Source organism: Bradyrhizobium sp. NDS-1 (assembly GCF_032918005.1).
GTDB lineage: Bacteria > Pseudomonadota > Alphaproteobacteria > Rhizobiales > Xanthobacteraceae > Bradyrhizobium > Bradyrhizobium tunisiense.
Window position 1 is genome coordinate 5,981,434 of sequence record NZ_CP136628.1, and the last position, 13,310, is coordinate 5,994,743.

Annotated in this window: 12 protein-coding genes; 6 read left to right on the plus strand and 6 right to left on the minus strand. The window is 65.9% G+C overall.

What is annotated here, in order from left to right; all coding sequences use genetic code 11:
* Window positions 1–3: 3 nt before the first annotated feature.
* From hutU to hutI, 3 genes are read right to left on the minus strand one after another with little or no spacing between them, the layout of a single operon-like run.
* Window positions 4–1,674, minus strand: coding sequence for a urocanate hydratase (hutU, locus tag RX330_RS27870; RefSeq protein ID WP_317240597.1), 1,671 nt, complete (start codon window positions 1,672–1,674; stop codon window positions 4–6).
* Between the two features lie 9 nt (window positions 1,675–1,683).
* Complete coding sequence (hutH, locus tag RX330_RS27875; RefSeq protein WP_317240598.1) at window positions 1,684–3,243, minus strand: histidine ammonia-lyase; 1,560 nt, start codon at window positions 3,241–3,243, stop codon at window positions 1,684–1,686.
* Entirely contained in the window at window positions 3,240–4,454 is a 1,215-nt protein-coding gene (hutI, locus tag RX330_RS27880) for an imidazolonepropionase (RefSeq protein WP_317240599.1), read from the minus strand. Before hutI ends, hutH begins: the two co-directional genes overlap by 4 nt.
* A gap of 84 nt (window positions 4,455–4,538) precedes the next feature.
* On the opposite strand from hutI, the gene RX330_RS27885 reads away from it, so the two are divergent.
* The 6 genes from RX330_RS27885 to RX330_RS27910 all read left to right on the plus strand — a co-directional run bounded on the left by RX330_RS27885 (window position 4,539) and on the right by RX330_RS27910 (window position 10,506).
* Window positions 4,539–5,897 carry a formimidoylglutamate deiminase gene (locus RX330_RS27885; RefSeq protein ID WP_317240600.1) on the plus strand — a complete coding sequence of 453 codons (1,359 nt, stop codon included), beginning with the start codon at window positions 4,539–4,541 and terminating at the stop codon, window positions 5,895–5,897.
* A complete protein-coding gene (gene hutC / locus RX330_RS27890; protein ID WP_317240601.1) occupies window positions 5,894–6,622 on the plus strand; it encodes a histidine utilization repressor in 729 nt (242 codons plus the stop codon). Before RX330_RS27885 ends, hutC begins: the two co-directional genes overlap by 4 nt.
* 85 nt (window positions 6,623–6,707) lie before the next feature.
* Entirely contained in the window at window positions 6,708–7,652 is a 945-nt protein-coding gene (locus RX330_RS27895) for an ABC transporter substrate-binding protein (protein ID WP_212080966.1), read from the plus strand.
* A 73-nt stretch (window positions 7,653–7,725) separates the two neighbouring features.
* A complete protein-coding gene (locus RX330_RS27900) occupies window positions 7,726–8,499 on the plus strand; it encodes an ABC transporter permease (protein ID WP_317240602.1) in 774 nt (257 codons plus the stop codon).
* The gene (locus RX330_RS27905; RefSeq protein ID WP_317240603.1) at window positions 8,496–9,281 is read left to right on the plus strand and encodes an ABC transporter ATP-binding protein; all 786 of its coding nucleotides are present in this window, start codon (window positions 8,496–8,498) and stop codon (window positions 9,279–9,281) included. The genes RX330_RS27900 and RX330_RS27905 overlap by 4 nt, the downstream gene beginning before the upstream one ends.
* Window positions 9,274–10,506 (plus strand): Zn-dependent hydrolase, encoded by a 1,233-nt coding sequence (locus tag RX330_RS27910; protein ID WP_317240604.1) that lies wholly within the window; start codon window positions 9,274–9,276, stop codon window positions 10,504–10,506. Before RX330_RS27905 ends, RX330_RS27910 begins: the two co-directional genes overlap by 8 nt.
* Window positions 10,507–10,573: 67 nt before the next feature.
* On the opposite strand, the gene RX330_RS27915 is transcribed toward RX330_RS27910, so the two are convergent.
* The 3 genes from RX330_RS27915 to RX330_RS27925 form a co-directional block, all read right to left on the minus strand.
* On the minus strand, window positions 10,574–11,506 hold the full coding sequence (locus RX330_RS27915; protein WP_317240605.1) for a helix-turn-helix domain-containing protein: 933 nt from the start codon (window positions 11,504–11,506) through the stop codon (window positions 10,574–10,576).
* 120 nt (window positions 11,507–11,626) lie between these two features.
* A complete protein-coding gene (locus tag RX330_RS27920; RefSeq protein ID WP_317240606.1) occupies window positions 11,627–11,884 on the minus strand; it encodes a hypothetical protein in 258 nt (85 codons plus the stop codon).
* A gap of 39 nt (window positions 11,885–11,923) precedes the next feature.
* The gene (locus tag RX330_RS27925; RefSeq protein WP_317243982.1) at window positions 11,924–13,258 is read right to left on the minus strand and encodes a PQQ-dependent sugar dehydrogenase; all 1,335 of its coding nucleotides are present in this window, start codon (window positions 13,256–13,258) and stop codon (window positions 11,924–11,926) included.
* Between the last annotated feature and the right edge of the window lie 52 nt (window positions 13,259–13,310).

Genomic DNA, 13,310 nt, shown 5'->3' on the forward strand with positions numbered 1-13,310 from the left:
GCGTTACGTGGAAAGGCTCGGCAGATCGAGCCCCTTCTCGCGCGCGCAGTCGATCGCGAAGTCGTAGCCCGCGTCGGCATGGCGCATCACACCGCTCGCAGGATCGTTCCAGAGCACACGTTCGATCCGCTTGGCCGCTTCCGGGGTGCCGTCAGCAACGATCACCATGCCGGCGTGCTGCGAATAGCCGATGCCGACGCCGCCGCCATGGTGCAGCGAGACCCAGGTCGCGCCGCTTGCGCAATTGAGCAGCGCGTTCAGCAGCGGCCAGTCGGACACCGCATCCGATCCGTCCTTCATCGCCTCGGTCTCTCGGTTGGGACTTGCCACCGAGCCGCTGTCGAGATGATCGCGGCCGATCACGATCGGGGCTTTCAACTCGCCGCGCGCCACCATCTCGTTGAAGGCAAGGCCGAGCCGGTGACGATCGCCAAGGCCGACCCAGCAGATCCGTGCCGGCAGGCCCTGGAATTTGATGCGCGCCTTCGCCATGTCGAGCCAATTGTGCAGATGCTTGTCGTCAGGCATCAGCTCCTTCACCTTCGCGTCGGTCCTGAAGATGTCCTCAGGGTCGCCCGAGAGCGCGGCCCAGCGGAACGGGCCGACCCCGCGGCAGAACAGAGGGCGGATATAGGCGGGCACGAAGCCCGGGAAATCGAACGCGTTCTTGAGGCCCATGTCCTGCGCCATCTGGCGGATGTTGTTGCCGTAGTCGAGCGTCGGAATGCCCTGCGCGTGGAAGTCCAGCATGGCCTGGACGTGCTCGACCATCGAGGTCTTGGAGGCGCGCTCGACCGCCTTCGGATCGGAGCCCCGCCTGGCTTCCCACTCGGCGAGCGTCCAACCCTTCGGCAAGTATCCGTTGACCGGATCATGCGCGCTGGTCTGGTCGGTGACGATGTCGGGCTTGACACCGCGGCGCACCAGCTCAGGAAAAATCTCCGCGGCGTTGCCGAGCAGGCCGACCGAAATGGCCTGCTTCGTCTTCGCGGCGTCAGCCATGATCGCCAGCGCTTCGTCGAGCGTTGCAGCCTGCTGGTCGAGATAACCGGTGCGTAGCCGCATCTCGATGCGGCTCGGCTGGCATTCGACCGCGAGCATCGAGGCGCCGGCCATGGTCGCCGCCAGCGGCTGCGCACCGCCCATGCCACCAAGGCCGGCGGTGAGGATCCATTTGCCGGCGAGGCTGCCGCCGTAATGGCGACGTCCGACCTCGACGAAGGTCTCGTAGGTGCCCTGCACGATGCCCTGGCTGCCGATATAGATCCAGGAGCCGGCCGTCATCTGACCGTACATCATCAGGCCCTTGCGATCGAGCTCGTTGAAATGATCGAGCGTCGCCCAGTGCGGCACGATGTTGGAGTTCGCGATCAGCACGCGCGGCGCGTCAGCGTGGGTGCGAAACACGCCGACCGGCTTGCCGGACTGGACCAGCAGCGTCTGGTCGGCTTCGAGCCTGCGCAGGGCCGCAACGATCCGGTCAAAACTCTCCCAGTCGCGCGCGGCGCGGCCGATGCCGCCATAGACGACGAGCTCGCTCGGGCGCTCCGCGACGTCGGGATCGAGGTTGTTCATCAGCATGCGCAGCGGCGCTTCCGTCAGCCAGCTCTTGGCGCTGATATCGCTGCCGCGGGGAGCGCGGATGGTGCGGTCATTGTCCAGTCGGCGGTTCATGCGGACCTCTTAATCAAGTCTCGGAAACGGATCTGATGAAAGTGCCGCGATCGCCGCGGCCGGAAGTGCATCGGCCTCGACCAGCGCGGCGGCCTTGGCGAGATCGCCGGCCATGTAGCGATCAGCGCCGAGCGCGGGCACCTGCTCGCGCAGCGCGGCGATGACGGCAATGAGCGGCACGCTGGTCGCATGCGGCGCGCGCAGCGTGATGCCTTGCGCGGCGACCAGCAGCTCGATGCCGAGGATGGCGGCGAGATTGTCGGCCATGTCGGACAGGCGCCGCGCGGCATGCGCCGCCATCGAGACGTGATCTTCCTGATTGGCGCTGGTCGGGGTCGAGTCGATCGAACAGGCAGAAGCGCGCTGCTTGTTCTCGGCATAGAGCGCCGCCGCCGTCACCTCGGCGATCATGAAGCCGGAATTGATGCCGGGGTCTGGCGTGAGGAACGGCGGCAGGCCGAAATTGAGCGCGGGATCGACCAGCGTTGCGATGCGCCGCTCGCTGATCGCGCCGATCTCGGACAGGGCAAGCGCGATCGCGTCGGCGGCAAAGGCCACCGGCTCGGCGTGGAAATTGCCGCCGGAGACGATCTCGCCGCTCTCGACCAGCACCAGCGGATTGTCGGTGACGGCGTTGGCCTCGACGAACAGCGTTCGCGCGGCCTGCGTGATCAGGTCGAGCGCCGCGCCTGCGACCTGCGGCTGGCAGCGCAGGCAATACGGATCCTGCACGCGCTCGTCGCCTTCGAGATGCGACAGGCGGATGTCACTGCCATCCAGCAGCGCCATCAGCGTCGCCGCCGCGGCGATCTGCCCGGCATGGCCGCGCAGCGCCTGGATCTCGGGGCGGAACGGCGCGGTCGAGGCCATCGCCGCATCCACCGACAATGCGCCGGTCACGAGTCCGGCTCGCGCCAGGCGGAATGCACGCAGCACGCCTGATATCGCGTAGGCCGTCGAGAACTGCGTGCCGTTGATCAGCGCGAGGCCTTCCTTGGGGCCGAGCGTCAACGGCGCAAGGCCGGCGGCGGCGAGCGCCTCGCTGCCGGACACGGTCTTGCCATCAACGATCGCCTGCCCCTCACCGATCATCACGGCAGTCATATGTGCCAGCGGGGCAAGATCGCCGGAGGCGCCGACAGAACCCTGCTGCGGCACCAGAGGAAAGACGCCCCGCGCCAGCATGGCCTGCAACTGCTCGATCACCTCGCGGCGCACGCCGGAGGCGCCGCGCCCGAGCGAGACGATCTTCAGCGCCATCATCAGGCGAACGATCGGCTCGGGTGTTGCGGGACCGACGCCGCAGCAATGCGACACGATCAGATTGCGCTGGAGCAGCTCGGTCTGGTCGGGTGGAATGCGCTTCGACGCCAGCTTCCCGAAGCCCGTGTTGATGCCGTAGACGGGGGCTTCGGCTCGCGCGGCCTTCGCGACAATCTCCGCAGCCGCTTCCACGCGCGGCCAGAACGAGGGATCTAGCACAACAGGCGCGCCTGCAAGCACGCGCGTGAGATCGTCGAGGCTGACCGTTCCCGGCGTGACGACGATCGCTGCCCCCTGCTCCGTCACTGCCCCCTCCAAACTCTGCGATGCAGCGGATTGAATCCGATGCGGTAGACGAGTTCAGCAGGCCGCTCGATATCCCAGATCGCGAGATCGCACCATTTGCCGGCTTCCAGCGTCCCGGTTTCATCGAGCACGCCGAGCGCCCGCGCGCCTTCACGGGTGACACCCGCAAGGCACTCGGCCACGTTCATCCGGAACAGCGTCGCGGCCATGTTCATGGTGAGCAGCAACGAGGTCAGTGGCGAGCTGCCGGGATTGCAGTCGGTCGCGAGCGCCATGTGGACGCCGTGCCGGCGAAAGATCTCGACGGGCGGCTTTTGCGTCTCGCGGATGAAGTAGAATGCGCCGGGCAGCAGCACGGCGACCGTTCCGGCCTTTGCCATCGCGGCGGCGCCGGCCTCGTCGGTGTGCTCGAGGTGATCGGCGGACAACGCTGAGAATTTCGCAGCGAGCGCAGCGCCGCCGAGGTTCGAGAGCTGGTCGGCATGAAGCTTGACCGGCAGGCCGAGTCCCGCCGCCGCCTCGAACACCCGCGCCGTCTGCTCGGCGGAGAACGCGATGCCCTCCATGAAGGCGTCGACGGCATCTGCAAGGCCAGCCTTTGCAACAGCCGGCAGCATCTCCTTGCAGACGAGATCGATGTAACGATCCTTGTCGCCGTCGGCTTCCACCGGCAGCGCGTGCGCGCCGAGGAAGGAAGTGCGAATCGCAACCGGCCGTTGACGACTGATGCTGCGCGCCGCGGCGAGCTGGCGCATTTCGGTTGCGGTATCGAGGCCATAGCCGGATTTGACCTCGACGGTGGTGGCGCCCTCGCCGATCAGCGCATCAAGCCGCGGCAACGCGCTTGCAACGAGCTCGGCCTCACTCGCCTTGCGCGTGGCGGCGACCGTCGAGACGATGCCGCCGCCGGCGCGCGCGATCTCCTCGTAGCTTGCACCCTTCAAGCGCAGCTCGAATTCGTGGGCGCGGTTGCCGCCGTAGACCAGATGGGTGTGGCAGTCGACGAGCCCCGGCGTGATCCAGCGCCCCTGGCAATCGATCCGCTCGACGGCGTCCGCATCCGCCGGGAAATCTGCTTCTGCACCGGCGTAAACGATGCGGCCGCCGCGCGCTGCGATCACGCCACGCTCGATCTCGCCGAGATCGGGACGGTCCGCCCGCATCGTAGCGAGCCGGGCATTGTGCCAGATCCTGTCGAAGCGCTCTGCCATGCAACGGTCCCTTCACGTGGGATGCTTGACTTATATGTCTAGACATATAATCGTGGGGCGGTTCTGTCCAGCCGGCGTGTAATCATGACCCGACTGCATTTCGCTTCCGCGCTCCTGCCCTCGGGCTGGGCCAATGACGTGCGGGTGGTGATCACCGCCGGCGCGATCGCGGAGGTGACGCCGGGCGTGACGCCGGCTGCCGGTGATGAGCGCCACGCCATCGCGCTACCGGGGCTGGCGAGCCTGCACAGCCACGCCTTCCAGCGCGGCATGGCCGGGCTCGCGGAGCTGCGCGGTGACAGCACCGACACGTTCTGGACCTGGCGCGAGACGATGTATCGCTTCGCCCTCGCCATGACGCCTGATGACGTCGCCTCTGTCGCGACGCTGCTTTACGTCGAGATGCTGGAGCAGGGTTTCACCCGCGTCGGCGAATTCCACTATCTACACCACGACCGCGACGGCTCTCTCTATGCCGATATTGCCGAGATGGCTGCGCGGATTGCGCAAGCTGCCGAGGCCTCCGGCATTGCTCTGACGCTGCTGCCGAGTTTCTATGCGCACGGCTCGTTCGGCGGCGCGGCGCCGCATGCTGGCCAGCGCCGGTTCATTTGCTCGGTCGATCAGTTCGCGACATTGATATCAGCATCGCGCAAGGCGATCAGCGCATTGCCGGGCGCCAATATCGGCATCGCACCGCACAGCCTGCGTGCGGTCACGCCGGACGAGCTTGCGGCGATCATTCCACTGGCCGACGGCGGGCCGGTGCATATCCACGCCGCCGAGCAGGTCCGGGAAGTCGAGGATTGCCTGGCCTGGTCGGGTCGCCGCCCGGTGCAATGGCTGCTGGCGCACGCGCCCGTCGATCGGCGCTGGTGCCTCATTCACGCAACTCATACGACGGACGAGGAAGTCGCCGCTTTCGCACGGACCGGCGCTGTCGCCGGCCTCTGCCCCATCACCGAGGCGAGCCTTGGCGACGGCATCTTTCCCGCGCGCGAATTCCTCGATGCCGGCGGCGCGTTCGGTATCGGCACAGATTCGAACGTGCTGGTCGGCGTCACCGACGAATTGCGCCAGCTCGAATACGGCCAGCGGCTGAAGCACCGCGCGCGCAACGTGCTCTCCGCCGGTGCAGGTCGCTCGACGGGACGCACGTTGTTCGACCACGCTCTTGCGGGCGGCGCGCAGGCGCTGGCGCAGCCGACAGTCGGCCTCGCAGCCGGCGCGCGCGCCGACATCGTCACCCTCGACACGACGCATCCTTCGCTGGCGGGGCGCGCCGGCGACGCGGCGATCGACGGCTGGGTCTTTGCCGCAGGGACTGGCGCGATCGATTGCGTCTGGGCCGGCGGCCGCAAGGTCGTGGAAGGCGGCCGGCACAGATTGCGCCAGGCCGCACGCGAACGCTTCAACGCGACAGTGCGGAGGCTCGTCGCATGAGCCTCGCGACCGATACCGCCGACAAGCCGACGCTCTACAAGCGCATACGTGCCGACATCGAGAAACGCATCCTGACCGGCGAATGGCCGCCCGGACATCGCATCCCGTTCGAGCACGAGCTGGTGGCACGTTACGGCTGCTCGCGCATGACGGTGAACAAGGCGCTGTCGGAGCTCGCGCAAGCCGATTTGATCGAGCGGCGGCGGCGTGCCGGCTCCTTCGTGCGCCGGCCGCAGCATCAGTCGGCGGTGCTCAAGATCGCCGACATCCGCGCCGAGATCACCGCGCTGGGGCGCGCATACGGCTATGAGCTGATTCATCGCAAGCTGCGCACCGCGACTACCGCCGACCGCGATCGCCTCGGCGTGAAGAAGGCCGGCAAGGTGGTCTCGATCACCTGCCGGCACAGCGCTGACAGCGTGCCGTTTGCCGTCGAAGACAGGCTGATCGACCTTGCATCCGTGCCGGATGCCGCGACCGCCGATTTCTCGCGCGAGCCGCCCGGCTCGTGGCTGCTTCACCATGTTCCATGGACCGAAGCCGAGCACACGATTAGCGCCATCGTTGCGGATGACCACACGGCGGACGCGCTCGCGATCGCAGTCGGCGCCCCCTGTCTCGTGATCGACCGTTACACCTGGCGTAGCGCGCGCACGATCACCGCGGTGCGCCTGCTCTATCCCGGTGACTCTCACCGCCTTGTCGCGCGATTCAAGGGAGGCTGAGAGGGAATGTCGGCACAAATCGTGCAACGCTTCATGAAGAGACCAACAGGACGTCAATCCATCGATCGGCAAGAGGACGACAATCATGCGTAATTCGACGATATTTGCGACAATCATTGCTCTGGCGGCCTCCACTCCCGTGCTCGCCGACGACGTCAAGGTCGGCGTCGGCATCTCCGGATGGACCGGCTTTGCGCCGCTGACGCTGGCGAAGGAGGCCGGCATCTTCAAGAAGAACGGCCTCGACGTCACGATCAAGAAAATCCCGCAGAAAGACCGCCATCTCGCCATCGCCTCCGGCGATATCCAGTGCGCGGCAACCACGGTCGAGACCTGGATCTCCTGGAACGCCAATGGCGTTGCGACCAAGCAGATCTTCCAGCTCGACAAGAGCTTCGGCGCCGACGGCATGGCCGTGCGCAACGACGTCAGCGCGATCAAGGACCTGAAGGGCAAGACCGTCGCGGCCTCCGCGCCCGGCACCTCGCCCTATTTCGCGCTGGCCTGGATGCTGAAGAAGAACGGCCTTTCGGTGAAGGACGTCACTGTCGTCAACCTCGAGCCGGCTGCCGCTGCACAGGCCTTCGTCTCCGGCCAGAACGATGCAGCGATGACCTATGAGCCGTATCTTTCGACGGTGCGCGCCGCGCCCGACAAGGGCAAGATCATCGCCACCACGCTGGACTATCCAATGGTCATGGACACCTTCGGCTGCACGCCGAAGTTCCTCACCGACAATCCCAAGGCCGCCAAGGCGCTCGCCGACAGCTACTTCGAGGCGCTCGAGATGATCGCCAAGGACCAGGCCAAGGCTTACGAGATCATGGGCGCCGACGTGAAGCAGACCGGCGAGCAGTTCGGCAACTCGGCGAAATATCTGCGCTGGCAGGACAAGGCCGCGAACCAGAAGTTCTTTGCCGGCGACTTCCTGACGTTCAACAAGGAGGCGGCCGACCTGCTGCTCGAAATCGGCATCATCAAGGCCGCGCCGAAGGTCGAGGACCTCTTCGACGCGAGCTACATCAAGTAAACCCCTCGAGAGCCGCCGGCCCCGTCTCGCGGCAGGGCCGGCAAATCTGTTCAGCGCCCGGATAGACAGTTTGATGCGTCCCCTGGACCCTGTTACATCGAAGCAGCGCGTGGCCTACGGCCTCGCGTTCTTCGTTCTTTTCGTTGCCCTCTGGTCGTGGGCGACGCTCGGCGGCCATGTGTCGAAGACCTTTCTCGCAAACCCCTTGACCATGGTGCAGGAGGGTTATGACCTCTTGGCCAAACAGGGATTCGCCTACGACATTGGCATGACGATCTGGCGCGTCGTCGGAGGCTTCGCGCTCGCGGCCATCATCGCGGTCCCGCTCGGCGTGCTGATGGGCGCCTACAAGCCGGTCGAAGCCTTCCTCGAACCGTTCGTCTCCTTCGCGCGCTATCTGCCCGCCTCCGCCTTCATCCCGCTCCTGATCCTGTGGGCCGGTATCGGTGAATTGCAGAAGCTGCTCGTCATCTTCATCGGCTCGGTGTTCCAGGTCATCCTGATGGTCGCAGTCACGGTGGGCGCCACCCGGCGCGATCTGGTCGAGGCGGCCTATACGCTCGGGGCCAGCGACCGCGGTATCATCCGCCGCGTACTGCTGCCCTCCTCCGCCCCCGAGATCGCGGAAATCCTGCGGCTGGTGCTGGGCTGGGCCTGGACCTACGTCATCGTCGCCGAACTGATCGGCTCGTCCTCGGGCATCGGCCACATGATCACCGACAGTCAGGCGCTGCTCAACACCGGCCAGATCATCTTCGGCATCATCGTGATCGGCCTGATCGGCCTCCTCTCGGATTTCATGTTCAAGGCGTTCAACGCCTGGCTGTTTCCGTGGAGGCTCGCATGACGATCCTCAAGATCGAACAGGTCTCGCGCACATTCCCCGCACGCCACGGCAACGCGCCGACCAAGGCGCTGGAGCCGACCGACCTCACCATCGGCAACAACGACTTCGTCACCATCCTCGGCCCTTCCGGCTGCGGCAAGTCCACGCTGCTCCGCATCGTCGCCGGCCTCGATCGTCCGACCGGCGGTCGCGTCACGCTCGATGGGCGCGAAGTCACCGGGCCGGGAGCCGATCGCGGCATGGTTTTCCAGTCCTACACGCTGTTTCCCTGGCTCAGCGTGCGCGAGAACATCGCCTTCGGCCTGCGCGAGCGCGGTGGGGCCGAGGCGGAGCGCAACAAGGTCGCCGACACCCTCATCCGTCAGGTCGGATTGTCCGGCTTCGAGAACCATTGGCCCAAGCAACTCTCCGGCGGCATGCAGCAGCGTACGGCGATTGCCCGCGCGCTCGCCAACGATCCCAAGATCCTGCTGCTCGACGAGCCGTTCGGTGCGCTCGACAACCAGACCCGCGCCCTGATGCAGGAGATGCTGCTCGGGATCTGGGAGCGCGACCAGAAGACCGTGCTGTTCGTGACCCACGACATCGAGGAAGCGATCTTCCTCGGCAGCCGCGTCATCGTCATGACTGCACGCCCCGGCCGGATCAAGGCCGAGATCAATGTGGAGCTGCCGCATCCGCGCTCCTACAAGATCAAGACGACGCCGGAGTTCGTCCAGCTCAAGGAGCGGCTGGTCGAGGAGATCCGCACCGAGGCGCTCAAGGTTGCCGGACATGCCTGACACAAATCCGCGCGCCAATGGTCAGCGCGTTCTCGCCGATCTCAATGCGCTCCGTGCCATCGGCGCTTACAAAACCGGTGTGCACAAGCCGACCTTCTCCGAGCCGCACAAGCTTTCGCTCGAATGGCTGATGCGCGAGCTGCCCGCGGCGCGTCTCTCCGCTTCGATCGACGGAATCGGCAACGTCTTCGGCACCAGCGCCAAGCCCGGGCCCAAGCTGCTGGCCGGCTCGCACCTGGAAAGCCAGAACTATGCCGGATGGCTCGATGGCCCGCTCGGCGTCGTCTACGCGCTCGAGGCTGCCCGCGTGCTCAATGCCGATCCTTCCGTCAAGGGCGCGGTCGAAGTCGCCGCCTGGTGCGACGAGGAAGGACATTTCGGCCATTTCCTCGGCTCGCGCTCCTATGTCGGGCAAGTGACGGAAGCCGACATCGACGCCGCACGCGACCGCACCAGCGGCCGCACCATGCGCGACGCGCTCGCCGATATGGGGCTCGCCAACCGCCCGCGCGTCGGCGTCGAGCCGGGCCGCCACGTCGGATATCTCGAGGCGCATATCGAGCAGGGCGACACGCTCGAAAGCGGCAGGCTCGCGGTCGGGGTCGTGACCTCCATCGTCGGCATCTGGCAATACCAGATCAATTTCACCGGCGAGCAGAATCACGCGGGCACCACGCGGATGGCCGTGCGCAGGGATGCAGGCCTGGCGCTGGCAAAATTCTGCGTCGCGCTCGACGAGCGTTTTCCGGCCGCCTGCGGCCCACGCACGGTTTGGACAACCGGCCGCATCACGCTCGATCCGGGCGCACCGAGCATCATTCCGGGCGGAGCCGAAATGCTGTTCCAGATCCGCGATGACGATCCAGCCGTCATCGCCCGGCTCGAGCAGTTGCTCCGGACTATGGCGGACGAGGCCAGTGCGAGCGGTCCCTGCACCGTCGCCGTGACGAAGCTGCGCACCGGCGCGCCCGCCATGATGAACGCCCGCTTCCAGGATGCGATCGAAGCCGCGAGCAAGGCGCTCGCCGGTGGGCGATCCATTCGCATGCCCAGTGGCGCCGGTCACGATGCGCAGATGCTGGCAACGGTCATGCCCGCCGGCATGCTGTTCGTGCCGTCGATCGGCGGCATCAGTCATCACTGGACTGAAAACACCGCCGACGCCGATATCGTCACCGGTGCAGAGGTCTTCGTCGACGCCTGCCTGCGAATCCTCGGCGGCTGACATGACGACAACCGATTGCGCGATCCGGAGCGGATGCTGCGGGCAGGCGTCCCGCATCACCGGGGGTTCACCCGTTTGTGCCGGAGGTGCCGGGCATCTGTCGGCGCCACACCGCCGGGCTGACGCCGACAATTGAGGAAAACACCCGCGTGAAGTGACTCTGGTTGGCAAATCCGGCGGAGATCGCGATCTCCGAGAGAGGCAGGCTGCGAACGCTCATCAACTGCTGGGCGGCCTTCACCCGCTGATGAAGCAGCCATTGGTGCGGCGGCAAACCGACGGAAATTCGAAATGCGCGGGAAAAATGGCTGACCGAAAGGTCGAGCTCGGCCGCGATCTTCTGCAACGAGAGCTTGCCGCCGAGATCCGCCCCGAGAACCTCGCAGGCGCGCCTGGCTTGCCACGACGCGAGCCCCCCGCGGGCCGGCTCCGTCCTGCGCTGAAGTCCACCATAAGTCTGGGCAACATGCGTGGTCAGGCCGAGCATCATGTGATCGATGAAAAGCTGATTGGCTTCGTGCGGCCGGCGCAGCCCGTGCTGCAGTGCCGCTCCGATGTGACGGATGACCTCGTCGTCGTGGCCGACGCCAATTCGACAGTCGAGCTGATCGATACGTTTCGCACCGCATTGCTCGGCGACGCCATCGAGGGCCGAGCGTGGAAGGTAGAAGAAAAGCGAATGGAACGGCTTGTCGATCACATAGCGCGGATCGAGCTTGAGGTCGTAGAGGTAGGTCGCGCCGGCGCGAACGTCTGCCTTCATGAGGAATTTGCCGCGCTGCCAGAGCTCGCAATCCGGGTAATCGCGAAGCTTCAGGCTGACGAGAAACGCGTCTTCCGTGGTGAGCGAGCCCGACAGACCCGTCAGCGGACGATCATTCCGCGTTTCGGTGACCGCAAGCTCGGCGCTGCGCAGCGAGCGCGTGACCAGGGAGGGCGGCGCTTCCTTCAAACGCAGGAATTGCCCGAGCTTCTCTCCGTAGGCGCCTGCCTGGGTCATCGGATTAGCCCTTCTGTGGAAGTCCGCGCGCAGGCCACAGTGTCCCGCTGTTGCAGGAGCGCATTACAATATTTGACAGCGATTGTCCACGTGCGCGCACGAAGCGAGCTTCACAGGTTTTCACAAGCGCACGATCGGATGGCGCGACGTGGGTTCATACGACACCGGGCTTGTTGTGGCGCGGCGAGCCAGCGACGTGCCGTTGCCGACCCTGAACTCCTGGACGACTTCATATTTGTCCTCTTCGAAGCTCCGCCGACAAGCCGCTGCACTCGCAATGACGGTGTTGTCGATCCCGCGCACGCCCGCGACGCGGCTATCGCTGAAGGCGCGAGGCGACGCGTAGATGGTTGGCACGCTGGCGCTTTGCTCACCCAACGACGTCCGAACTTGTGACACGCAGATACCCGTGAAGCGTCATCGTGGCACGCTCGTCACGCGCCAGATCGTGCCGTTGCCGTCCTCCGACACCAGCAGGGATCCGTCTTTCGCGACCGCCACTCCCACCGGCCTTCCCCAAACTTCTGTGTCGCTCACGACGAACCCCGTAACGAAATCCTCGTACTCGCCCGTCGGCTTGCCATCCTTCATCCTGATGCGGATCACCTTGTAGCCGGTGCGCTTCGACCGGTTCCAGGAGCCGTGCTCGGCGGCGAAGGCGTCGCCCTGATACTCGGACGGAAACTGCGTCCCTTGATAGAACGTCATGCCGAGCGACGCCGAATGCGGCTGGATCAGCACGTCCGGCACCGTCACTTTGTCCTTGAGGTCCGGCCGCGCTCCGGCGTGGCGCGGGTCTTCATTGTTGCCGATATAGAACCACGGCCAGCCGTAGAAGGCGCCCTCCTTCACGCTGGTCACGTAGTCGGGCACGAGGTCGTCGCCGAGGCCGTCGCGTTCGTTGTTCGAGCACCAGGGCAGGCCGGTCTGCGGCTGGATCGCGAGGCCGACGCAATTGCGGATCCCGGTGGCGTAGATCTTGCGCTCCTTGCCGTCTGGATTGAAGGCCAGCACGGCGGCGCGCTCGGTCTCGCTCGCCCATGTCGCGCCAAGCGGTTGGGCTTTCGACCAGGCCTCCAGTCCCCCCGGCGGCGTGCCCATGCCTTCGGCGACGTTGCTGAGCGAGCCGACCGACACCAGCATGCGCTTGTTGTCGGGCGTGAAGACGATGTCGCGGGTGGAATGGCCGCCATCATGCGGCAGGCTCGCCACGATCGTCTCCGCCTTGCCGCGCGCCTTGAGATCGCCGGCCTGATAGGGAAAGCGAACGACGCTATCGGTATTGGCGACATAGACCCATTGCGGATTGTCGCCGTTCGGAAAGAAGGCGATGCCGAATGGCTGCCTCAATCCGGCTGCAAACACCTCGCTGGTCGCGACCTTGCCGCCCTCGCCCGCGCGCAGGACGCGGACGCTGCCGGCCCGCGTCTCCGCGACGAATACATCGCCGTTCGGCGCGACGCGAATGATGCGCGGCGCGCGCAGGCCTTCGGCGAACAGTTCGATCTTGAATCCCGCCGGCACCTGAAGCTCCGCCTCTGACGGACGTGGCACCACGCGCGATGAGCTCGCCACCGACCGCGTCGCACCGGGCCTGACCAGATCCTGGGGCCGGATCAGCCTGACCGTACCGGGCTTGTCGGCGCGCCAATCGCCATAGGCGTCCTTGCCCTGCAACACCGGCTCGGCCTGCGCGGCAGTCGCAGCCAGCAGCCCCGCGGATATTGCTGCGGATACAATTCTGCTCTTCACCTTGTCCTCCCGGCCTGCGATCTCGACATCGACCCGATCGCGGCAGGTCGAA

Bases quoted from the DNA above. Each gene is read 5' to 3' on its own strand.
- hutU (WP_317240597.1), bottom strand. From the start codon at position 1,674: ATGAACCGCCGACTGGACAATGACCGCACCATCCGCGCTCCCCGCGGC.
- hutI (WP_317240599.1), bottom strand. From the start codon at position 4,454: ATGGCAGAGCGCTTCGACAGGATCTGGCACAATGCCCGGCTCGCTACG.
- RX330_RS27885 (WP_317240600.1), top strand. From the start codon at position 4,539: ATGACCCGACTGCATTTCGCTTCCGCGCTCCTGCCCTCGGGCTGGGCC.
- hutC (WP_317240601.1), top strand. From the start codon at position 5,894: ATGAGCCTCGCGACCGATACCGCCGACAAGCCGACGCTCTACAAGCGC.
- RX330_RS27895 (WP_212080966.1), top strand. From the start codon at position 6,708: ATGCGTAATTCGACGATATTTGCGACAATCATTGCTCTGGCGGCCTCC.
- RX330_RS27900 (WP_317240602.1), top strand. From the start codon at position 7,726: ATGCGTCCCCTGGACCCTGTTACATCGAAGCAGCGCGTGGCCTACGGC.
- RX330_RS27905 (WP_317240603.1), top strand. From the start codon at position 8,496: ATGACGATCCTCAAGATCGAACAGGTCTCGCGCACATTCCCCGCACGC.
- RX330_RS27910 (WP_317240604.1), top strand. From the start codon at position 9,274: ATGCCTGACACAAATCCGCGCGCCAATGGTCAGCGCGTTCTCGCCGAT.
- RX330_RS27915 (WP_317240605.1), bottom strand. From the start codon at position 11,506: ATGACCCAGGCAGGCGCCTACGGAGAGAAGCTCGGGCAATTCCTGCGT.